The sequence below is a fragment of the Reyranella sp. GW821-FHT14A01 genome (assembly GCF_058803965.1).
The window spans coordinates 1-22,007 of sequence record NZ_JBXAPM010000033.1; the positions used below are offsets into that span (position 1 = coordinate 1).

Annotated in this window: 19 protein-coding genes; 10 read left to right on the plus strand and 9 right to left on the minus strand. The window is 65.3% G+C overall.

Annotated features, from left to right (window positions below; translation table 11 throughout):
* Window positions 1-190: 190 nt before the first annotated feature.
* The 4 genes from AC1ROX_RS31235 to AC1ROX_RS31250 all read right to left on the minus strand — a co-directional run bounded on the left by AC1ROX_RS31235 (window position 191) and on the right by AC1ROX_RS31250 (window position 5,097).
* Window positions 191-1,789 carry a gamma-glutamyltransferase family protein gene (locus AC1ROX_RS31235; RefSeq protein WP_493132786.1) on the minus strand — a complete coding sequence of 533 codons (1,599 nt, stop codon included), beginning with the start codon at window positions 1,787-1,789 and terminating at the stop codon, window positions 191-193.
* A 13-nt stretch (window positions 1,790-1,802) separates the two neighbouring features.
* Window positions 1,803-2,390 (minus strand): hypothetical protein, encoded by a 588-nt coding sequence (locus AC1ROX_RS31240; RefSeq protein ID WP_493132787.1) that lies wholly within the window; start codon window positions 2,388-2,390, stop codon window positions 1,803-1,805.
* A gap of 164 nt (window positions 2,391-2,554) precedes the next feature.
* A complete protein-coding gene (locus AC1ROX_RS31245) occupies window positions 2,555-4,279 on the minus strand; it encodes a long-chain-fatty-acid--CoA ligase (protein WP_493132789.1) in 1,725 nt (574 codons plus the stop codon).
* Between the two features lie 71 nt (window positions 4,280-4,350).
* The gene (locus tag AC1ROX_RS31250) at window positions 4,351-5,097 is read right to left on the minus strand and encodes a GNAT family N-acetyltransferase (protein WP_493132791.1); all 747 of its coding nucleotides are present in this window, start codon (window positions 5,095-5,097) and stop codon (window positions 4,351-4,353) included.
* A gap of 128 nt (window positions 5,098-5,225) precedes the next feature.
* Between AC1ROX_RS31250 and AC1ROX_RS31255 the strand changes: the two genes are divergently transcribed.
* Together AC1ROX_RS31255 and AC1ROX_RS31260 are read left to right on the plus strand one after the other, a co-directional pair.
* Window positions 5,226-5,954: a DUF2272 domain-containing protein gene (locus tag AC1ROX_RS31255; protein WP_493132793.1), complete on the plus strand. Its 729-nt coding sequence runs from the start codon at window positions 5,226-5,228 to the stop codon at window positions 5,952-5,954.
* A gap of 90 nt (window positions 5,955-6,044) precedes the next feature.
* Window positions 6,045-10,298 (plus strand): hypothetical protein, encoded by a 4,254-nt coding sequence (locus AC1ROX_RS31260; protein WP_493132795.1) that lies wholly within the window; start codon window positions 6,045-6,047, stop codon window positions 10,296-10,298.
* 48 nt (window positions 10,299-10,346) lie between these two features.
* Here the strand turns inward: AC1ROX_RS31260 and AC1ROX_RS31265 are convergent, their stop codons facing one another.
* From AC1ROX_RS31265 to AC1ROX_RS31280, 4 genes are read right to left on the minus strand one after another with little or no spacing between them, the layout of a single operon-like run.
* A complete protein-coding gene (locus tag AC1ROX_RS31265) occupies window positions 10,347-11,951 on the minus strand; it encodes a GMC family oxidoreductase (RefSeq protein ID WP_493132798.1) in 1,605 nt (534 codons plus the stop codon).
* A gap of 10 nt (window positions 11,952-11,961) precedes the next feature.
* A complete protein-coding gene (locus AC1ROX_RS31270) occupies window positions 11,962-12,708 on the minus strand; it encodes a DUF2272 domain-containing protein (protein WP_493132800.1) in 747 nt (248 codons plus the stop codon).
* A 22-nt stretch (window positions 12,709-12,730) separates the two neighbouring features.
* The gene (locus AC1ROX_RS31275; protein WP_493132802.1) at window positions 12,731-13,432 is read right to left on the minus strand and encodes a VOC family protein; all 702 of its coding nucleotides are present in this window, start codon (window positions 13,430-13,432) and stop codon (window positions 12,731-12,733) included.
* A gap of 4 nt (window positions 13,433-13,436) precedes the next feature.
* Window positions 13,437-13,961 carry a gamma carbonic anhydrase family protein gene (locus AC1ROX_RS31280; RefSeq protein WP_493132841.1) on the minus strand — a complete coding sequence of 175 codons (525 nt, stop codon included), beginning with the start codon at window positions 13,959-13,961 and terminating at the stop codon, window positions 13,437-13,439.
* 126 nt (window positions 13,962-14,087) lie between these two features.
* On the opposite strand from AC1ROX_RS31280, the gene AC1ROX_RS31285 reads away from it, so the two are divergent.
* The 6 genes from AC1ROX_RS31285 (at window position 14,088) to AC1ROX_RS31310 (ending at window position 19,330) form a co-directional block, all read left to right on the plus strand.
* A complete protein-coding gene (locus tag AC1ROX_RS31285) occupies window positions 14,088-15,284 on the plus strand; it encodes a tetratricopeptide repeat protein (RefSeq protein WP_493132803.1) in 1,197 nt (398 codons plus the stop codon).
* 68 nt (window positions 15,285-15,352) lie between these two features.
* Complete coding sequence (locus AC1ROX_RS31290; RefSeq protein WP_493132805.1) at window positions 15,353-15,796, plus strand: MerR family transcriptional regulator; 444 nt, start codon at window positions 15,353-15,355, stop codon at window positions 15,794-15,796.
* Between the two features lie 24 nt (window positions 15,797-15,820).
* A complete protein-coding gene (locus AC1ROX_RS31295; RefSeq protein WP_493132807.1) occupies window positions 15,821-17,608 on the plus strand; it encodes an acyl-CoA dehydrogenase C-terminal domain-containing protein in 1,788 nt (595 codons plus the stop codon).
* On the plus strand, window positions 17,605-17,937 hold the full coding sequence (locus AC1ROX_RS31300) for a YnfA family protein (RefSeq protein WP_493132843.1): 333 nt from the start codon (window positions 17,605-17,607) through the stop codon (window positions 17,935-17,937). Before AC1ROX_RS31295 ends, AC1ROX_RS31300 begins: the two co-directional genes overlap by 4 nt.
* Before the next feature lie 41 nt (window positions 17,938-17,978).
* The gene (locus AC1ROX_RS31305; RefSeq protein ID WP_493132809.1) at window positions 17,979-18,779 is read left to right on the plus strand and encodes an enoyl-CoA hydratase/isomerase family protein; all 801 of its coding nucleotides are present in this window, start codon (window positions 17,979-17,981) and stop codon (window positions 18,777-18,779) included.
* A 137-nt stretch (window positions 18,780-18,916) separates the two neighbouring features.
* Window positions 18,917-19,330, plus strand: a complete 414-nt coding sequence (locus tag AC1ROX_RS31310; protein ID WP_493132810.1) for an OmpA family protein — start codon at window positions 18,917-18,919, stop codon at window positions 19,328-19,330.
* A 37-nt stretch (window positions 19,331-19,367) separates the two neighbouring features.
* On the opposite strand, the gene AC1ROX_RS31315 is transcribed toward AC1ROX_RS31310, so the two are convergent.
* Window positions 19,368-20,177 (minus strand): enoyl-CoA hydratase-related protein, encoded by an 810-nt coding sequence (locus AC1ROX_RS31315; RefSeq protein ID WP_493132812.1) that lies wholly within the window; start codon window positions 20,175-20,177, stop codon window positions 19,368-19,370.
* Window positions 20,178-20,183: 6 nt separating this feature from the next.
* Between AC1ROX_RS31315 and AC1ROX_RS31320 the strand changes: the two genes are divergently transcribed.
* Together AC1ROX_RS31320 and AC1ROX_RS31325 are read left to right on the plus strand one after the other, a co-directional pair.
* A complete protein-coding gene (locus AC1ROX_RS31320; RefSeq protein ID WP_493132814.1) occupies window positions 20,184-20,771 on the plus strand; it encodes a hypothetical protein in 588 nt (195 codons plus the stop codon).
* A gap of 177 nt (window positions 20,772-20,948) precedes the next feature.
* On the plus strand, window positions 20,949-21,908 hold the full coding sequence (locus tag AC1ROX_RS31325) for an OmpA family protein (protein WP_493132816.1): 960 nt from the start codon (window positions 20,949-20,951) through the stop codon (window positions 21,906-21,908).
* The last annotated feature ends 99 nt before the right edge of the window (window positions 21,909-22,007 follow it).

Below are 22,007 nucleotides of genomic sequence, written 5' to 3' on the forward strand. Positions count from 1 at the left end.
CATCGATAAGCCAGGCTAATCTGAAATGTGTTCACCATGTCTCCGAACAGGTGTTCACCATCTCCCCGGCCCAAACAATCTGGGGAGGTGGCGCGTCATACGCGACGGAGGGGTCATGACCCCATCGCCCTCGTAAGACGAGGGCACTTCCCCTTTGCGGAGCCCGCAAAGGGGAAGAAGTTTGAAACAACTAGAAGCCGACCGCCGCGCCGTCGCGGCGGCTTTCGGAGGCGCCGAGGTAGGGGCCGCCGTCGGGGAAGCGCCAGATGATCTGGCTGGAGCCGAAGGCGAAGCTCGGCCAGCCGGTGCGGGTGATCTTGTGGCCGCGCTCCTCGAGGCCGGTCGCGGTAGCGGCGGGGAAGTGGTCCTCGGTCCAGACCGTGCCGTCGGTCTCGTGCACCCGCCAGCGAGCGGCGTCGATGGCGGCCTGCGGGTTCTGGCCGTAGTCGACGATGCGCGAGAAGACCTGCATGTGGCCCTGCGGCTGCATCGCGCCGCCCATCAGGCCGAAGGTCGCGACCGGCTTTCCGTCCTTGGTGATGAAGGCGGGGATGATCGTGTGGAACGGCCGCTTCTTGGGGCCGACCTCGTTGGGATGGCCCTTCTTGGTGACGAAGCCGGTGGCGCGGTTCTGGAGCGCGATGCCGGTGCCGGGGACCACGACGCCGGAGCCGAAGCCCGTGTAGTTCGACTGGATCAGCGACACCATCATGCCGGACTCGTCGGCGGTGCCGAGATAGATCGTGCCGCTCTCCTTGGGCGTGCCGGGACCGAAATCCTGCGCCTTCTTCGGATCGATCAGCTTGGCGCGGCTCTTGAGGTAGCCCTTGTCGAGCATCTGCGCCGGCGTCACTTCCATGTGACGCGGATCGGCGACGTAGCGATAGATGTCGGCGAAGGCGAGCTTCATCGCCTCGATGCGCAGATGCGCCACTTCAGGGCCGTCCGGATCGCGGCCGGCCAGCTCGAAGTTCTCGAGGATGCCCAACGCCATGCAGGCGGCGATGCCCTGGCCCGACGGCGGGATCTCGTGCAGCGTCGTGCCGCGATAGGTGAGGCCGATCGGATCGACCCAGTCCGGCTTGTGCTCGGCCAGGTCTTCCTTGCGCAGCGCGCCGCCGGTTTCCTTCGCGTACTTGTCCATCATGTCGGCGAGTTCGCCGTGATAGAAGGCCTCGCCCTTGCTCTCGGCGATCTTGGTCAGCGTCCTGGCCTGGTCGGGGAACTTCCAGAGCTCGCCCGGCTTGGGTGCGCGGCCGTTCGGCAGGAACGCCTTCACCCAGCTCTCCTGGCCCTTCAGCCGGTCGATGGCGCTCTCCCACTGGCGCGCCACCATGTAGGAAACGCGGAAGCCGTCATGGGCGTACTTGATGCCCGGCTCGAACAGGTCGGCGAAGGGCAGCTTGCCGTAGCGCTTGTGCAGTTCCATCCAGAGCGACACGGCGCCCGGCGTGGTGACGCTGCCCCAGCCGACGTTGGGCATGTTGGCCTGGCCTTCATACTGCTTGGGCGTCATCAGCGCCGGCGAATGCCCGTGGGCATTGAGGCCCACCAGCTTCTGGCCGTCCCACAGGATGCAGAAGGCGTCGGCACCGATGCCGTTCATCGTCGGCTCGACGACCGTGATGGCGATGGCGGCCGCGATCGCGGCGTCGACGGCGTTGCCGCCCTTGGCCAGCATGCGCAGGCCGGCGGTGGACGCGAGATGCTGCGACGAGGCCACCATGTTCGAGGCGAAGACCGGCAGTTTCTTGGACGCGTAGGGGAACTCATACGAAAAAGACGGCACCTCGAAATCCTTTCTACTTCTTCGAAGCCTGGAGGGCCTCGATGCGCGCCACGAAGCGCGGCGTCTGCAGGAACTGGCGATGCTCCACGGCGCTCTTGCCGAACAGGCGGGAGAGATCGAACACGCCGGAGCCCGCGATCTCGCCCATCCGCCCGGAGATCGTCACCCTTTCGCCAAGCCGCAGGGTTTTTAGCGCCGCAATGGCCGGTTCGGAAAGACCCGGCGGCGGCGTGGCACGCGATCGTGTGGAGAAAAAGTCGGTCACAGTGCCTGCAAAGGCCAGCGCCCAGTCGTTGAACGCGTAGAGCGAAACCTGGCGGCCGATGTCGATCGTGACCGCCACGGTCTGGGCATTGCCCTCGATCTTGGTCAGCGTGCCGCACCAGTCGCTGAACGCGCCGACCTTGTCGGCAAGGGCCACGGACTGGCGGGCCGCTTCCTCGACCCGCAGCGGATTGTTGGAGGCCAGCGCCGGCTTGGCCAGCTCCTGCAACCCGTCGAGGAACGCCTTCTGCGCCGGATTGCGCTCATGGCAGGGCCGGTCGAAGCAGCCCGTCAGCACGAGGCCTGTGCCGCCGACGAAGAGCGCACGCCGCTTCATCTTCCTCCCCCGTCAGACGGGGGAGGTGCCCCCGGAGGGGGCGGAGGGGGAAGGCTACGGACGAGGTGCATGATCACATTGTGCCACGAAGAGCGCGTCTGGGGCTCTCCCCCTCCGGCCCTTCGGGCCACCTCCCCCGTTTGGCGGGGGAGGTATGACTTCGTTTAGGCCGCCTTCGACTGCGCCTTGGCCCGCTCTTCCTCCTTGAGTTCCTTCTTGGAGAGCTTGCCGACCGGGGTCTTGGGCAGCTCGGGGCGGATCTCCAGGGCGACCGGCATCTCGTGCTTGCCGATCTTGCCCTCGAGATGCTTCTTCAGCTCCTCGAAGGTGAGGGACGCGCCGGGCTTCAGCTTGACGAAGACCTTGGGTGCTTCCTGGCGATAGGGATCGGGGATGCCGATCACGATCACCTCGTCGACCGCCGGGTGCTCGTAGACGGCCTCCTCGATCATGCGCGGATAGACGTTGTAGCCCGAGGAGATGATGAGGTCCTTGGAGCGGTCGACCAGGTAGAGCCAGCCGTCCTCGTCCATGTAGCCCATGTCGCCGGTGCGCAGGCCCATCCAGTTGCTCGACGGATGGCGGAACAGGACCTTCTCGGTCTCCTCCGGCTTCTTCCAATAGCCCTTCATGACCTGCGGGCCGATGATGCAGACCTCGCCGACATGCTCCTTGCCGGTCGGTAGCACCTTGTCGCCATGCTCCATGTCGCGGATCTCGATCACGGTGCCCGGCATCGGCACGCCGCAGGAACCGATACGGCGCACGCTCTTGTCGACCGGGCAGATCGCGCCGGTCGGCGAGGTCTCGGTGAGGCCGTAGCCCTCGATCAGGGTGGCGCCGGTCAGCTTCTCGAAGCTCTGCTGCACCTCGACGGGCAGCGGCGCGCCGCCCGACATGCAGATCTTCAGCGAACTGAGATCGAGCCCCTGCGCCTTGGGATGCTTGTTGATCGCGGTATAGAGCGTCGGCACGCCGGGCAGGAAGGTCGGCTTCTTCTTCGCGAGATCGGTGACGATCATGTCGATGTCGGGCCGCGGATAGAGGATGAGCTGGTTGCCGTTGCGCACCGCGCCCAGCATGATTCCCGAGAGCGCATAGATGTGGAACAGCGGCAGCACGCATACGACCTTCTCGGTGCCGGGTGTGGTGTAGGGCGTCGTCCAGGCCTGGCCCTGGCTCATCGCCGCCATCACGCAGCCATGCGTCAGCATCGCGGCCTTGGGCAGGCCGGTCGTGCCGCCGGTGTATTGCAGCAGCGCCACCTCGTCCCACAGGTTCTCGCTCGCCGGCTGGTAGGCCGCATAGGCGCCGTCATTGGCCAGCAGGTCCTTGAACGACATGTGCCAGTCGTCGCGCGGCCAGGCCGACAGGTCCTTCTTCTTGGCGATCGGATAGAGCCAGTTCTTGGGCCACGGCAGGTAGTCGGCGATCGAGCCCACGATCAGCTTCTTGAGCCGTGTCTTGCCGCGCATCGCGGCCATCTTCGGATAGAGCGCGGCGACGTCGAGCGTCACCAGGATGTCGGTCTCGGAGTCGCCGATCTTGAATTCGAGTTCGCGCGCGGCGTCGAGCGGCGAGTAGTTCACCACGCGGCCGCCGGCCTTCAGCACGCCGAAGAAAGCGATGATGTAGTGCGGCGTGTTGGGCAGGTAGAGGCCGACATTCACGCCCGGCTTCACGCCGAGCTTCTGGAAGCCGGCGGCGGCACGGTCGGAGGCCTGCTTGTAGTCGCGGAACGTCATCACCTTGTCGAGGAAGTCGGTGAAGGGCCGGTCGCCGTACTTGGCGCAGCTCTCCTCGAAGCTCTGGTGGATCGTCATCTTCGGGACGTCGAGTTCCCACTTCACGCCCGGCGGATAGCTTTTCTCCCACGGATAGTTCGACATTTTTTGGTTCCTCCCTTCAGCAACTATGCGAGGGCGGAAGCACGAGGGTCAACACGGGGGTCAACAAAGAGTCATGGAGCTGGCGGAACCCGGTACTCGTAGGCGTAGACCGTGCGGAATCCCTGTGCCGCGTAGAGCGGCATCGCTGCCGCGTTGGTCGCGACGACCTGGAGATAGGCGAAGCGCGCGCCCTGTCCCCACGCCCAGGCGTAGAGGCTCTCGGTGACCCTCCGCGCCAGGCCCTGCCGGCGCGCCTCTTGCATCACCAGCACGTCGAACAGACCCATGTGATCGCCCTCGACCGCGCCGATCGCCATGGCCATCGGCCGGCCTTCGTGCCGCACGAAGGCGAAGCCGGCCGGCTGGGCGATGGAATGCAGCATCCGCTGCATGGTCTCGCGATGCTCGGGCTTCACCGGACTGTGGGTCGCGAAGGCCTCGAGCCAGGCGGGGCTGGGAGTCGGCGAAATGACGACCGCCGGATCGGGCTGGAAGCGGTCGTGCAGCGGGCAGACCTGCAGCAGGCTGCGCTCGATGGCCCGGTATCCACGCTCGGCCAGCAGCGCCTCCGTTTCCGGTGGGGCGAGGGGCGTCAGGCGCCAGACCGGCGTCTGGCCCCGCTCGCGGTAAGGGGCCTCCAAGGCTTCGATATCAGTTGAGAAATACGGCCCTAGAGCATTGATAGAATTCGCTCTTTTTGTGTATCCGCCGGACAGGCGCAGGCGCCAGCCGCCGATGTCCCGGCTGTCGAGAGCGGGCCAGCCCCGAAAGGCGAGGCGCTCCAGGCGGCGAACTTCATCCAAATTCTTAAGAGACATCGGACGCGATCCGTGATAAAACTATGTTCAATAATAACAAGAATTTATTATTAAAACTGTAAGTTATGCGTGAAGTTGACCCCCTCGATGTCGACTTTCGTGTTTGCTGGCAGCCGCCCATTCCGATCTTGCCTGCGATCGGTCAGCGGCTGCCAGCAACTCTTCTGCTCGTCTTCGCCCTTGCTCTCGCCCTGGCCGGATGCGGTGGCGGCGGATCGGGCCCTTCCGACAACCCGCCCAGCGACAAGGTCGCCTACACGGCCTGGAAGGAATGGTCCAAGTTCGGCCGCGCCACCGTCGTCTATGGCGGGCAGGCCAACGGCTACACCAACCGACATGGCATGACCGAGCGCAGCGAGCCGCTCAACAGCCGCGTCGGCGACTATTGGGGCGCCTGCGGCCGGCCACAGTGGAACGGCACCTCGGACAAGCCTTGGTCGGGCGCCTTCGTCACCTGGGTGATGGTCCAGTCGGGCTACAGCGCCTCCCAGTTCCCGCGCGACGGCCGCCACGGCAGCTACCTCGCCTCGCTCTACGATCGCGAACGCGCGTCGCGCAGCGCGCCGTTTCTGCTCCATGCCCCGAACGAATATTCGCCGAAGCCCGGCGACCTCGTCTGCTCCGGCTCGGCCGGCCCGACCTGGCGCTATGCCGACCCACGCACCGCGCACCGCCGCATCGACAACACGGCGGCTCATTGCGATATCGTTACGGATGTGCGCGGCGGCTACGTCCACGCGATCGGCGGCAACGTGAAGGACAGCGTGGCGATGAGCCTCTTCCCGGTCGACTCGCGCGGTCGGCTGATGAACGTCTCGGGCCGGCCCTGGCTGCTCGTCGTCGAGAAGCGCGGCTGAGCAAAATTGGAAAATACTTAATTTGAATTTGCGCAAGCTCTGAACAAGGATCGCGGCCGCTATATCGGCCCTTCATGTTCAGGATTCCGCATGTCGACCAATCTTACGATCGCGCTTAGCCAGACGCTGCAGAACACGCTCTCGAGCACGACCAACGGACAGGTTGGCATCTGGGCCGTCTATTTCACCGATACCGGTGACGTCGTCTCCCAGGCGCTGGCGGTGCAGGGCGGGAACAACCCCGCGGCGTCGACGCAGATCGCGCTTCCCAATCCCTATGATGGAGGCAAGGTCTACCTGCTCATCCAGAGCATCGATCCGAGCAATCCCGACTCTCCGCCCGCTCTCACGTTTGGAGCAGGCGGCGTCATCTCGGAGGAGTCGGACATCAGCTGGGACGTCGCCGACACGAATCAATTTCGCTACGACAGTTTCGAGCTCTCCCTGCTGGGTGCCGCCGCGGATGCCGGCAACCTGACGGACGTCAACGTCTTCGGCATCCCGATGTCCGTCGACATCTCCTATCCGAACGGCGCCGTCACGCAGACGCGCGGCTATCAGGTCAACGGCAGCACGGTCTTCAGCGACATTGAAGACGCCTTCACGACCGGCGACGGGCTGGTTCAGACCTTCGAGTACGGCCCGTTGGCGGGTCAGCCGCGCCTGGCGGCCGCGCCGACGACGGCGTTGGCCCCCGGCGGACCGGGTGGCGTTTCTGCCTCCGACTGGAATGCCTATGTCGAATCGATCGGCAACCAGATGGCCAGCAAGGTCATGATCGCTGGCCAGTACAATGGCGCCGGCACCGTGGACTATGTCATCGGGCAGACCAATGTCGCCTACTCGGAATGGCACAATGGCGGCTTCTATTCGTACTCGCTGACCTACGAGAAGCAGCCGGCGACGGTCTACAGCGCCTCGTCGACGCTGGGCGCGAATCCCTTTTCGGTGGAATTGCATAGCAGTGCCATCACGGTCACCGATCCCAACGCCAGCCGGTACGTCCCCGGCCAGACCTACGTGTCGTTCGAGAACGTCGCGGCCTTCGCAGGCTTCTCCGCGGCCGAACTCAATTCGACCTACGTCGTCAGCAACGTCATCGACGACAACACCTACCAGTTCGTCATCCAGGCCACGCAGGCGAACGAGACGACCACCGGTGGCGGAAGCAGCGTCGTCACCGCGGTGCCGCTCGGCGACAATCCGTTCTCGGCCAATGCCGGCGACATGTTCTTCACGGTGACCGATCCGACGGCGGCTGAATATGCTGCCGAAGGAGTCGAGGTGACGTTCACCGGCGCGGAGGCCTTCGCGGGCTTCACGGCCGGATATCTCAACGGCACGACCTTCACCATCACCAAGGTGCTCAGCCCCACGCAGTACGAGGTCGGCATTTCCACCGCCGCCCAGGCGGGCACGGGAGGCGGCGCCACGGTCGCGCCGACCTACGTTCGCCCCGAGGCCGGCACCTATGTCTTCACGCCGGAAGCCAACAGCCAGGTCAAGGGCACCATCAAGATCGACACGCAGGATCTTGCGAACAGCATCTATTCGACCCTTGGCGTCGCGCAAATCTACAGCCCTGACGGAACGGCCTACGAATTCTCGACCCTCGTCGACAATGTCGGCACCGCGACGACCGACCTGAACACCGGCTTCAACACGCAGTGGGGCGCCTTCTTCGTCAAGCTGCTGACCGGCTATGTCGGCGGCTACATGGGCGGCACCGGAAACCTGCCGAACCAGTGGAGCGGCGGCCCGGCGAGCGTCGAGCTCAGCCAGAACTGGAATTTCGATCCCAGCTACGCGTTTGGCGCCAGCACGATGACGCCTTGGACATGGGATGTCGCGAAGTACGGCGCGGGCGTGCCTTACGACAAGTACGCGGAAATCTTCTTTTCCCACACGAACTCGTACGGCAACGGCTACTCGGACGCCCTCATGAGCCTGTTCCAGCAGGGCGGTCCGCTGATCCCGACCGCCTATGCCGTTCCGCTCGGCGCCAACCCGTTCACGACGGTGGCGGGGTCGGATATCGTCACGGTCACCGACCCCAATGCCGGCACCTACGGCTACCAGGTGGGCGACCTGGTGACATTCGCCGGTGCGGGAACCGTCGGCGGCATCAACATGGCGCTGCCCCCCAGCCTCAATATACCAACCGACCCGGGCAAGGCTGCCTTCGTCATCCAGAGCGTCACCGGCAACAGCTACACGGTCCAGGCGGCGACCAGCGCATCTGCCTCGACCACGGGCGGCGGATCGGGCGTCGTGGCCGGCCTCGACGTCACGAACATCACCCTGACCCTCTACGACGACAACGAGACGGCGCCGTCGGGCACCACCTTGCCGGACCATCAGCTCTATACGCCCACCGAAATCTACAATACGAGCCCCGGCCCGTTCGTGAATGCGTTGGGCTCGACCGACACGGTCGATGTCCAGTTCGCACTGGGATTGGGCCAGATGCGGCCGGCGACCGATCTGAAGGTCAGCCTGGGCTTCTTCACCGGCGGTACGGCAGGCGACTACAAGTTCGAGTACGTCGATTTCGATACGTCGAAGGAGACACTCTATCAGCAGTGGATCTACGACGCGGCGACCAAGTCCTTGACGGCCGGCGGCGATGCGGCGCCGACCGGCACCGGTCTCACGATCAACGACCTGCCCTACGCGACAGGCATCAACTGGTACCAGCTCGTCTTCTCCGAAAAGATTGATCACAACCCCATCAGTCGCACCTACAACATCTACATGACCGGGCTGGCCGGATCGGGAATCCTCAATCCCAACTATGTCGCGACCGGCGTCAACCAGGCCGGCAGCATCGCCATCGATGGCCTGGCCTCCTACACCGGGACGGACGTGTCGGACCAGTACCTGACCGGCACTGGCGGCCTCTCGTTCAACATGTTCAACGGCAACACCCTGTCGATGGACCCGCGACTGCTGGAACTGATCACCGACCTCACCATCATGCAGGCCAATCCCGGCGTATGGCTGCAGCCGGAGGCGCCGGTGCTGGGCACCGTTTCGGGCTCGACCTTCAGCAACTGGGGCGGCTCCACCACCTTGGGCACGCCCAACGCCGATCTCACCGACGTGACCGACGGCTCCCTCGCGTTCGGCTGGTACGCCTCGGACCAGTCGTGGCTGAACTACAATGCGATGAACGGCCAGGGCGGCGTGATCGCCAACTTCACCAACAAGATCGGCGCGCTGAACACCGCCCAGATCTCCTTCCTGTCGGGGGCCGGCCTGTCGGCCCACGTGCCGATCACGGCCGTGGCGGATATCGACGGCAAGTGGACGACATCCGCGTCGTCGTTCAGCAGCGGCACCTATACTGCCGTGCTGACGGAATTCCTGGGGAATGGCACGGCGCATCAGGCTGGAATCCAGAGCAGCCAACTGACTTTCACGGTCGACCTGGACACCCTCGATTTCCAGAGCGCCAGTAGCTACATCGCGCTCGACGGGACCAGCGGTGGGGCGGCCGGCAACTGGATCACTTTGCAGACCGGGAACTCGAGCCTGCCGAACGGCACGCTGCTGGTCTATGCGACCGACGCGAACGGCGATCTGATCGGCCGCGATGGGCAGGTCGGCGCGTCGCTCGAAGCCTCGGTGCTGGCGCGCATCGGCTCAGTGGCGTTCGACAACGGCACGGTCATGGGGCAGGGCACGCAGTCGGTCTACCTGCCGGTGGGGCAGCAACTCCACTTCGCGATCCAGACCGGCGACAACACCATCCAGCAGATTCCCGGTGTGGTCGTGACGGGCAGCAGCTCGCTCGCCGTCAACGTCAGCGGTACATACGGAACGCTCAACCTGTCGGCGACCGTCGACAATACGCTATCGGCGGCGGCGCAGCTCGCGCAGAGCCAGCAGCAGGACGACCAGGCCTGGGTCTATCTTACGCAAGGCTCGACCGTTGAGGTCGACGTGGCCGGCAGCGCCTGGAACCTCAACACGATCCATTTCGTGAAGATCGACGTCAATTCGACGACCGGCGAGTGGAGCGTCGGCGGTGTCGCCTACGGCAACACCGACGCTTTCCGCGCGGCGGTGCAGCAGAACTGGGATCCGAACTTCGCGGTGTCCGGCGGACGCGGCAACTTCACCGCGTCGGACGACTGGGTCGTCTCCAAGGGCACGGGCTACTACGCGCCGGTGCTCGCCACCGAGAGCGGCAACGTCTTCGTCATCGGCACCGCCAATGCCGATGGGCAGGATCACATCCGCACCTACGGCCAGAATATGTTCGGCTTCGAGGACCTGCTCGCCAGCCAGGGCAGCGACTTCGACTACAACGATCTCGTCATGAAGATCGCGCTCGCCTGAGCCGGCAAGGACGGGCGGGGCAGCTTCTGCGCCCCGGCCCGTATCCGGTCAGTTCGTCATTCCCGCCGCGTGCATGATCGCGGCGGTGCGCTCGGCCAGCATCATGCTGGGCGCGTTGGTGTTGCCGCCGATCAGGGTCGGCATCACCGAAGCATCGACCACGCGCAGCCCGTCGACGCCGTGCACCAGCAGCTTGTCGTCGACCACCGCCATCGGATCGCTGGCCGGGCCCATCTTGCAGGTGCCGACCGGGTGATAGATCGTCTCGCACTTGGCGCGGATCCACTGCTCGATCTCCGCGTCGGTCTTCACGGCGGCGCCCGGCGCCAGTTCGTCGGCGCGGTAGGGATCGAGGCCCGACTGGGCGAGGATGTCGCGTCCCATCTTCACGCCGGCGATCAGCGTGTCGAGATCCTGCCGTTCGCTGAGATAGTTCGGGTCGATCAGCGGATATTCCTTGGGGTCCTTGCTGCGCAGCCGGATCGTGCCGCGGCTCTCGGGGCGCAGCGCGCAGACATGCAGGCTGTAGCCGTCCTTGTTCAGGCGCGTGCGGCCGTGGTCGATGACCAGCGCCGGCAGGAAATGGAGCTGGATGTCGGGCGCGGAGAGGCCCGGGCGCGTCCGCAGGAAGCCGCCCGACTCGGCGATCGGCGAGGTGCCAGGGCCCTTCTTGTTCACGACATACTGATAGAGCGACGCCAGCTTGTTGGCGCGATCGTAGGTGTCGCGTGTCCTGCAGAACTGCAGCAGAGACGCGTCGAGATGGTCCTGCAGGTTGCTGCCGACGCCGGGCAGGTCGTGGATCGGCCGGATGCCCATCGAACTCAGATGGTCGGCCGGGCCGATGCCCGACAGCATCATGAGTTGGGGGGAGTTGACGACGCCGCCGCACAGGATGATCTCGCGCGTGACGCGGGCGACCTCGTCGCGGCCGTTCAGCGTGTAGCGCACGCCCATGGCGCGTTTCTCGTCGAAGATGATGCGTTCGACCAGCGCCCCGGTGACGACGATCAGGTGCGCGCCGCTGTTGGCGACGGCCGGCCGCAGATAGGCGCTCGCGGCGCTCCAGCGCTCCTTGTTCTTTTGCGTCACCTGATAGAAGCCGACGCCGTCCTGCTCGGCGCCGTTGAAGTCCTTATTGCGCTTGTGGCCGGCCTGCTCGGCGGCCTTCAGGAACGCTTCGTTCAGCTTGTTGGGATCGGCCTGGTCGGCGACGTTCAGCGCCCCGCCGGTACCGTGGAAGGCGTCGGCGCCGCGCTCGTTGTTCTCGCCCTTCTTGAAGTAGGGCAGTACGTCCTCGTAGGACCAGCCCTCGTTGCCGAGCTGGCGCCAGTGATCGTAGTCCCAGGCGTGGCCGCGCACGTAGAGCATGGCGTTGATCGCCGAGGAGCCGCCCAGCGTCTTGCCGCGCGGCCAGTACATGGAGCGGTCGTTGCAGTGCTTCTGAGGCGTCGTCTGATAGCGCCAGTTGTAGGGGGAGTTCTCGCCCAGCGCTGCGAAGCCGGCGGGCATCTTCAGCATGAACGACTTGTCGGGACCGCCGGCCTCGAGCACCAGGATGCGCAGCTTGGGCCGTTCGAAGGCCAGCCGTGCGGCCAGGGCGCAGCCGGCCGAGCCGGCACCGACGATGATGTAGTCGTAGAGCGAAGACATGGTCCTTCCTTCAGGGCAGCCTGTTTTCGATGACGGCGAAGAATGATCGGCCGGATAAGGGCGACAAAATCCCGTTGGCGTCCAGTGGAAAGACGCTACGGGTAACGGAGTCGCCTACATTGCCGCCGATGGCAAACACCTGACCGGGCCGCACGTCGACCACGATGTCGCAATGTCCTGCTCCGCGATTCAGGTTTTGCAGCGTCGTGCCGCTGCCCTCGCGCGAGGCGCAGATCAGGTCGCCGACCCTCGGCGCATATCCGTCCGGCGGGTGTGGGATAAACACGGCGCCCGGTGTCTTCGCGCGTTCGACGATGCGCTCGACATAGATCGTGTGGCGCTGGTCGGGGCAGAAGAGATCGCGCGGCACGCCGGCGCTCTCGATGTCCCAGGAGATGAAAGCCGCCGACCATGGGACGTCGTTCAGGCCACTCAGCCTGTTGCCGACGGAAGCCCAGTAGTCGGCGATGCGCTGCGGGGCCTCGCGCTCCTTGATGCCGAGCTGCTCGGTCCGGGGCGGCGCGTCGTTGGAATAGGTGATGACCTGCTTGCCGAAGCGGCCCCATTCGCCGACCGCCAGCAGCACCATCGAGGTCCTGGCACTCGACGAAGGCGGCGGCGCCTCGGGCTTCCAGGACGCAGCGGGGCAGGGACCGAGCGGCGGCAGATCCTTCGCCTGCACGATCGGCTTGCTGGTCGGTTGCTGCGTACAGGCGGCGGCGAGGACGAGAAGCAGGATCGCGAGGAGGGGGCGCATGTCGCAGTTTACCAGCGTCTCCCTACCAGCGTCCGACGCCGCCGATCAGGATCGTCGGTACGCCTTCGGTGCCGTTCTTCACGGTGGCGACCTGGCTGCCCGGCCGGCGTCCGTCGCGCGGCTCGGAGACGTCGAGGCCGGCCGCCGTCAGCCGTGCCTGCGTGGCTGCGATGTCGGGCACGCGCCACGAAAGCCCCCAGAGACGGTCGGGTTCGTCCGACACACCCTTCTTCAGATCGTGTGCGATCTCGATCACGAGGTCGCCGCAGCGGAAGAAGAGCAGCCGGGCCCCCCACTTGGGATTGCTGCGGTCGAGCCGGAGGTCGAGGCCGAGGCGGCCGGCATAGAAGGCGATCGCGCGCTCGGGGTTGGGCGTGCGTACCACGACATGGTCGAGGCTCGCGACCGCAGCCGCTTCATCGACGGCGAGGGGCGAGGGGGCTTCCTCCGCCACGGGCTGAAGTCCGATCGCGACGCCGTGACCGCTCAGCGTGAGTGCATGGTTCGCCCGCGTGACCGGGACCGCGCGCCGTTCGAGCAGGGTCGCTTCCTTGTCGAGATCGGCCGTCGCGAACACCATCGCGTGCAGGCCCGGCGCGCCATCCTCGAAGCGCAGCCCGACATTGCCGGTCCGCAGCCGGCCGTCCGTTGCGCGTCGTCCCAGCAGCGTCTCATAGACGCCGGCCGAGCCGCCGATGACGAGATGGTCGAGCGACGCGATCACGGCGTCAGCCGATGCGCTTCAGGTTCGCCTTGTAGTTCTGGCCGCGCTTCACGTAGCTCTCCGCGCTCATTGCCAACCGCGAGGCGTTCTCCTCGCTCAACTCGCGCACGACCTTGGCCGGCGCGCCGAGGATCATCGAGCGGTCGGGAAAGGTCTTGCCTTCGGTGACGACGGAGCCGGCGCCGACCAGGCAGTCCTTGCCGATCACCGAACGGTTGAGCACGACCGACTGGATGCCGATCAGCGAGCCGTCGCCGATCGTGCAGCCGTGCAGCATCACCTGGTGGCCGACCGTCACGTTCCGGCCGATGGTGAGCGGTGCGCCGGGATCGGTGTGCAGGACGCTCAGTTCCTGGATGTTGCTGTCGTCGCCGATCACGATCGGCTCGTTGTCGCCGCGCAGCACGGCGCCGAACCAGATGTTCACGCGCTCGCCCAGGACGACCGACCCGATGATGGTGACGCCTTCCGCGATGTAGCAGGAGGCCGGGATCACCGGCACGCGGTCGTTGAGCTGATAGATGGCCATGTCGAACACTTCCTGTGAGGATCGGCTTCTCATCTACACCACTTCCGGCGTATCGTCTTGCCAACGTGCAGGCCGCTCTGCGAGGTGTGCTGAACGCATCGGGCAGAGACAGATGATGGATTTATCATGATCGCTCGCATGCTCCGGCTATCGCTCAGTTTGATTTGCCTTGTCCTGTCGGTGACTGCCGGTCACGCCAACAACGGGGCCGATGACCTGCAAGTGCTGAGAAAAGCCGCAGGCGAAAACGATCCTGGGGCGCAATATTCCCTGGCGATGGAAATTCTGAACTATTGCCGGCTGACTAAGGAGCAAAAGGACGAGGCGATCGGCTGGCTTCGTGCTGCGGCCGACAGACCGGGTGGCAGCCAACCCGCCGCGAAAGCGCAACTCAGGCTGGCCGAGCTCTACGACGCAAATAAAGACACCGACGAAGCCCTGCGCTGGTATAGGCGGGCGGCGGACAATCTCGTCGTTGAAGCGATGCTGCGGCTCGCCGACGTCCACCTGCCGAGGAGCGGTGCGCAGTCGCCGGATTCCGCGGAGGGTGTCCAGTGGCTGCAAAAGGCGGCACGCTTTGGCTCCCCCGAGGCGGAGACCTGGCTGGGAGTGCTCTATGCACGCGGCCAGGCCGTGCCCCGCGACTATGCGGAGGCGCGCACATGGTTCCTCAGGTCGGCGCCCGTTATGCTCCGTGGCTCTTGTCGTCTCGACAGGTGGGACCGCTCGCGTTTCGGCAACTGCCTTGCCGCGGAGTATCTCGGCACCATTTTCGCCGAAGGGCTGGGGACGCCGCAGAACGACGATGCGGCGCGTTTTTGGTTTGAAGCGGCCTCCAGGAAATATTCGCCCTATTCGGACTATTCGCTGGGCATGATGTACGAGCATGGAAAGGGCGTTCCCGCGGATATCGCCAAGGCGCTCGTCCATTACCGTGCATCGGCGCAAAGGAATTTCGGCCTCGCGCAGTACCAGCTGGGCCTTGCGTATTTGCGCGGCGATGGCGTCCCCGCCGATCAGATCGAGGCCCTCAAATGGTTCGCGCTCGCTATTGGACAGCCACTCAGGGCGATCTCACTGGCCGGGCAGGTCAGCCGGAGTCGCGAGTCGAATACCGAAAGCAATCGGGAGCCATTGGATCTTCGTGGGAAGCTGAATGCAGCAGCCTACGACGATGCCTTTGCCAAAGCCGTCGAACTCTCCAGGACGCTCGATCCTCAGGAACTTGCGAAGGTGGAGGCCTCAATACGGATGGCCGGAATAGGTCGTCCTGAACCGCCGGGGCATCCGCCGCTGATGCCACCCTGCCGTCCACAGCCATAGGCACTTGCCTTCCGTTTACGTAAAGCCGTATTGACGTTTACGTAAACGTCAACTACCACTTTGCCATCATGCCCGTTGCCGCCACTTCATCGGCCAGGACGCCAGCGCTGCGCGACACGCAGCGCATCTACAGCATCGCCGAACTGTCGCGCGAGTTCGCGATCACGCCGCGCACGATCCGCTTCTACGAGGATGAGGGGCTGATCAAGCCGCGCCGGCAGGGTACGACGCGTCTCTACACGGCCGGCGACCGCACGCGGCTGGGCTGGATCCTGCGCGGCAAGCGGTTGGGCTTCTCGCTCGCCGAGATCCGCGAGCTGCTCGACCTCTACCAGGTCGACCGCACCGGCCTGCAGCAAATGCGGGAGCTGCTGCGCCGCTGCCAGCTTCACATCGCCGATCTGGAGCGCAAGCGCGCAGACCTCGATCAGCACATCGGTGAATTCAAGGACGTCGAGTCACAAGTGAGTGCCGAGCTGAAGCAGCGCGGCGTCGATCCGGAAAGCGACTAAGAAACTTCGACCGAGGAGGAAGCCATGGCCGTCTACAAGGCCCCGATCAAGGACATCCAGTTCGTTCTCAACGAAGTGCTCGACGTGTCGAGCCTGGCCAAGCTGCCGGGCTACGAGGATGCGACGCCGGACACGATCCACGCCATCGTCGAGGAAGCCGCCAAGCTCTGCGAGAACGTGCTGTTCCCGCTGAACCGCACCGGCGACGAGGAGGGCTGCCACTACGAGAACGGCGTCGTGCGCACGCCGAAGGGCTTCAAGGAAGCCTACAAGCAGTTCGCCGAAGGCGGCTGGACGGCCGTGACCTGCGATCCCGAGTTCGGCGGCCAGGGCCTGCCGGCGACGGTGGGCTTCGCGCTTCAGGAAATGTTCACCGCCTCGAACCAGGCCTTCGCGATGTATCCGGGGCTCAGCCATGGCGCCTACGAGGCGCTGTCGCGTCACGGCTCGGACGAGCTCAAGAAGAAGTTCCTGCCCAAGCTCACCGACGGCACCTGGACGGGCACGATGTGCCTCACCGAGCCCCATTGCGGCACCGATCTCGGCATGCTGCGCACCAAGGCCGAGCCGCAGGCCGACGGCAGCTACTCGATCACCGGCACCAAGATCTTCATCTCCGCGGGCGAGCACGATCTCGCCGAGAACATCCTGCACCTCGTGCTGGCGCGCCTGCCGGATGCACCGGGCGGCACCAAGGGCATCTCGCTCTTCCTCGTGCCCAAGTTCTTGCCCAAGGCAGACAACAGCATCGGCGAGCGCAACGGCATCCGATGCGGCGCGGTCGAGCACAAGATGGGCATCAAGGCCAACGCGACCTGCGTGATGAACCTCGACGGCGCCAAGGGCTGGCTGGTCGGCGAGCTGAACCGCGGCATGCCGGCGATGTTCGTGATGATGAACGCCGCCCGTCTCGGCGTCGGCATGCAAGGCCTCGGCATTGCCGAGACGGCCTTCCAGAGTGCCGTCGCCTATGCGCGCGACCGCCTGCAGGGCCGCTCGCTGACCGGGCCGAAGAATGCCAATGGCCCGGCCGATCCCATCATCGTGCACCCCGACGTGCGCCGCATGCTGATGATCCAGAAGTCGTTCACCGAGGGCGCCCGCGCGCTGTCGCTGTGGGTCGGCATGCTGATCGACGAGGCGCATTCGCATCCCGACGCCGACACGCGCGCCGCGGCCGACGACCTCATCCAGATGCTGACACCGATCATCAAGGCCTACTTCACCGACATGGGCAGCGAGTGCGCCAACCTCGCGGTGCAGACTTATGGCGGCCACGGCTACATCCGCGAGAACGGCGTCGAGCAGCTCGTGCGCGACGCCCGCATCACCCAGCTCTACGAAGGCACCAACGGCATCCAGGCGCTCGACCTGGTCGGCCGCAAGCTGCCGATGAAGGGCGGGGCGGCCGCGCAGCGCCTGCTGGGCGAGATCTCCTCGTTCGTCGCCAAGCACAAGGGCGACGACAAGATGAAGGAGTTCGTCGAGCCGCTCGAGAAGGCGCTGGGCCGCGTGCAGGACTCCGCGCTGTTCCTGCTGCAGAACGCCATGAAGAACCCGGACGAGGCGGGCGGCGCGGCGAGCGACCTGCTGCGCCTGATGGCGCTGACCGCCATGGCCTTCATGTGGAACCGCATCGTCGTCGCCGCCCACAAGGGACTGGCGGCGGGCAACGACAACGGCTTCTACGAGACCAAGCTCGCGACCGCGCGCTTCTTCATGGCGCGGGTGCTGCCGCAGACCGTGTCGCTCAACCATCAGATCAAGGCCGGCGCCTCGACCCTGATGGCCCTCCCGGCCGACGCCTTCTGAAGTCGGTCCTCGCCTACACGGCAGCGGCGTTCCTCGAGATCGCCGGCTGCTTTGCCTTCTGGGCGTGGCTGCGGCTGGGGGCTTCGGTCTGGTGGACCGTGCCGGGTGCTGTGGCCCTCCTGCTATTCGCCTGGGCGCTGACCTTCATCGACTCCGATGCCGCGGGTCGTGCCTATGCAGCCTATGGCGGCGTCTACATCGCTGCGACGCTCGTCTGGCTGTGGGCCGTCGAAGGCACGCGGCCCGATCGCTGGGACATCACTGGCGCCATCGTCTGCCTGATTGGCGCCGGTATCATTCTTTTCGCCCCACACCGCGCGACGGGCTAACTTCGGGGCGTTGCCCAATAAACGCCCGAGGAAACCGCCCCATGTCCGCACCGCACGTTCTCGCCGAAGTCAAAGACGGTATCGGCTGGCTGACGCTCAACCGTCCCGAGTCGCTGAACGCGCTGTCGATGGAGATGCGCGACCTGCTGGTCGAGCACAGCGCGAAGTTCGAGAAGGATCCCGCCGTGCGCTGTGTCGTGATCCGCGGCGCCGGCACGCACTTCATGGCGGGCGGCGACATCCGCGGCTTCCACAAGTCGTTGACCGAGGACAAGGAGGCCCATCTCGCGGGCTTCGAGATGCGCGTGGTCAAGGCGCATCAGGCGATCTACCAGATCCGCCGCATGAACAAGCCGGTGCTGGCCTCGGTGCAGGGCGCCGCCGCGGGCTTCGGCCTGTCGCTGATCCTGAACTGCGACCTGGCCATCGCTTCCGACGATTCGTTCTTCACGCTCGCGTACCGTCACATCGGCCTCAGTGCCGACGGCGGCGCAACCTACTTCCTGCCGAGGGTCGTGGGCGAGCGGAAGGCGCTGGAGATCGCGCTTCTGGGCGAGCGGTTCACGGCCGAGGAAGCCAAGGCGAACAACATCCTGAACTGGGTCGTGCCGAAGGATCAGCTCGCGGCCGAGACCGAGAAGATGGCGCGCAAGCTGGCCGACGGTCCGACCTATGCGCTGGGCGTCGCCAAGAAGCTGATCCGCAACTCGTTCGACAATTCATGGGACGAGCATTCCCACCGCGAGGCCGAGGGCCTGGCCGCCTGCGCCGCGACCGAGGACCATTTCGAGGGGCTGAGCGCCTTCCTCGAAAAGCGGAAGGCAAAGTTCAAGGGCCGGTGAGGGTGCGCTTTCTGAAGTGCACTTTGGCCGCGATCACTGGGTTGATCGCGGTGTCGGTGGAATTGCGCGCAAGCTATCCTTGGATACCGCCATCGCGCGGAGGCGTCTGCTTCCGGGCAGACGTAGCGCCCCCTTCGATGGGCGCCATCAACATCGCGACACTCGAGAAGCTGGCGAGATTTGCTGTTGCGGTGGACGCCGATATTGCCATCGAGGCTCATGCGGATCCCGCTGAACTTGATCCCATGGGCGCATCTCAAGCGCGCGGTGAAGCGATCAAGACAATGTTCGTAGAATGGGGAATTCCCGTTCGCAACATCACTGTTGAGGCGGTGGGCGGAATGAAACCCATTGTGACGCCACGGTCGGGGATTGTTGAGCCTCAGAACCTTTGCGCGCGGGTCGTCATCGGCAAATGGCGGCGCCGCGCCCTCGACGAGCCGCATGCTTTTCAAGTGTCGAATTGGTACGAGAGGGAGTGCAATCCCGTTCGACCGGGTCCGGATAGTGCCGAGTGCGGAAATGCACACCCGGCCTACGGCAACAGGTAAGGTGCCGTGAAGGCCAGGTGCGTTTAAACTGAAAGGTTCAGCGACCCTTCCAGTTGGGCTTGCGCTTCTCGGCGAAGGCCTTCGGGCCCTCGACCGTGTCCTCGCTGTTCGCCATGGCGACGAAGGCGGGGTAGGTCTGGTTGCGCATGCCGATCTCGAGCGACGGCTGGTCGAGCGAGCGCATGACGACCTGCTTGGTCGCGCGCACCGACATGGGCGAGCATTCGAGGATCTGGGCAGCCCACTTCCTGGCCGACGCCATCAGCTCGGCATGGGGCACCACCTCGGTGACGAAGCCGAGATCGTAGCCTTCCTTGGCCGGCACGTGGCGGCCCGTGAGCATCATGCCCATTGCCTTCTTGAGCGGGATCATGCGGCTGAGGCGCTGCATGCCGCCGGCACCGGCGGCCAGGCCCACGCGCGGCTCGGGCAGGGCGAACTTGGCCTGGTCGGAGGCGATGATGATGTCGCAGGCCAGCGCGATCTCGAAGCCGCCGCCCATGGCGATGCCGTTGACCGCGGCGATCACCGGCTTGTCGAGGTCGAAGCGGTTGGCGAGGCCGCCGAAGCCCTTGGCCGGATGGACCGGGCGCTTGCCGGTCTTGGCCTGGATCTCGGCGTGGTACTTGAGGTCGTTGCCGGCGCAGAAGGCCTTGTCGCCAGCGCCGGTGATGATGGCGACCCAGAGTTCGGGATTGGTCTGGAACTCGTCAAAAGCCTCGACCAGCTCCTGGTTCGCCATGGGATGGCAGGCATTATAGACCTCCGGCCGGTTGATCGTGACGATCATCAGGCGGCCGTCGGTCTCGACTTTGCTGTACTGGCCCAAGGCAATCTCCTTCGTCATTCGTGAATGGCGATTTACCGTCCAAAATGCCGCGGTGAAAAGCCGGACGACGCTGACTATCTGCATCGTGAAATGACAAATTCAGTCTTCAGACGCGCCGTCGGCGGCTTCGCCGGGGCGATCGCCGCGCTATTGGCGAATCTCACTTACGCTGAGACGTTAAACCAGAATCTTCGGATCGCGCTGGAGGCCCCACCATCGCTTGTGGCTGGTCCTCGCGGCGAAGCGACCGCCGCGGAGGGGCTGCGGCCGCTCCAGCTCGCCCAGGCCAAGAAGCCGCTGCCGGGCGTCAAGCCGGCGGAGCCACAGGCGACCGCCGCCGAGATCGTGGGAAAGATGCTCGCGCCGGGTGCATCCAACCCGGACGTGCCTTTGCCGCATCCCGATCTGGCGGAAAAGTTCGTCGATAGGACCGAGGTCCAAGGTCCTCTAAAGGGGCCCACGCCCTACGGCCGCGGTGAGACCGGCGGAGGCGTGCTGGGCTTCCGCGTGCCCATTCCGGTGGAGCGCGGACCGGCCGGTGGACCTACTACATCTAGTTCCGGGCCTGCAGGGGCAGGAACGTCCCTCGAAGGCGCCTTGAAGCCCCGATAACCTGCACTGTGGCGTTAGGGTCACACGTTCCGGGCGAGTCGGAGCGGGGCCGGGCGTCTGGTTGCACCGCACCAGTGGTGGTGTGTATATTCCCCCAAGTTGGCGATTTGAGACGGTCCGCCGACAGGTGATCATTCAGTTTCAGTCCGCAAGTATCAAGAACGAGGGGAAGAACTCATGAAGAAGGCTCTTCTGGCGGCTGCCGCCATTGTTGCGCTGCCGGTGGCTGCGCAGGCGCAGGCTCCGCAGCCGGGCATCTACATTGGTGCCGAGGGCGGCATCAACTGGCTGACGAACTTCACGGCGAACACGAACATCCCGGCGTTCCCGACGGTGAGCGTGACCCCGCAGCTGGGCTGGATGGCCGGTGGCGTGATCGGTTACGACTTCGTTGGTCCGCGCGTTGAGTTGGAAGGCATCTATCGCTGGAACCCGACGAATGTCGGCGTCCCGGGCACGGCCGTGAACAACCAGGTCGGCCAGCTGGGCATCATGGCGAACCTGCTGTACGACTTCATGCCGGGTTCGGTGATCACCCCGTACATCGGCGCCGGCGCCGGTCTCGGCCTGGTCGACGGCAACTCGTCGCTGTCGAGCACGGTGTTCGCCTACCAGGGCATCATCGGTCTCGGCTGGAACGCCGACACGAACTTCCGCGTGAACCTGGACGGCCGCTACTACGGCACGTCGAACCCGACCGTGAACGGCGTGGGTTGGACGAACAACAACTTCAGCATCATGCTGGGCCTGCAGTTCAAGTTCGGTTCGTCGCCGGCCGCCCCGCCGCCGCCGCCGCCGGTCGTTGCGCCGCCGTCGTTCATGGTGTTCTTCGACTGGGATCGCTCGAACCTGTCGGCCCAGGCCCTGAACACGATCAAGCAGGCTGCTGGCGCCTACAAGTCGAAGGGTAACGCCCGCATCACGGCGACCGGCCACACCGACACGTCGGGCACCGAGGCCTACAACATGGCGCTGTCGCTGCGTCGCGCGAACGCCGTCAAGGACGCCCTGGTGCGCGAAGGCGTGCCGGCGACCGCGATCGCGGTGGTTGGCCGTGGCGAGCAGGGCCTGCTGGTCCAGACCGGCCCGAACGTCCGCGAGCCGCAGAACCGCCGCGTCGAGATCGTCATCCAGTAAGACGATCCGAAGCACTGGCTTCAAGGAACGGCCGGGGGAGACCCCGGCCGTTTCCATTTTCAGCTATGCGCTTTTCGGGTTGGCGGGGCCGGGGCAGGC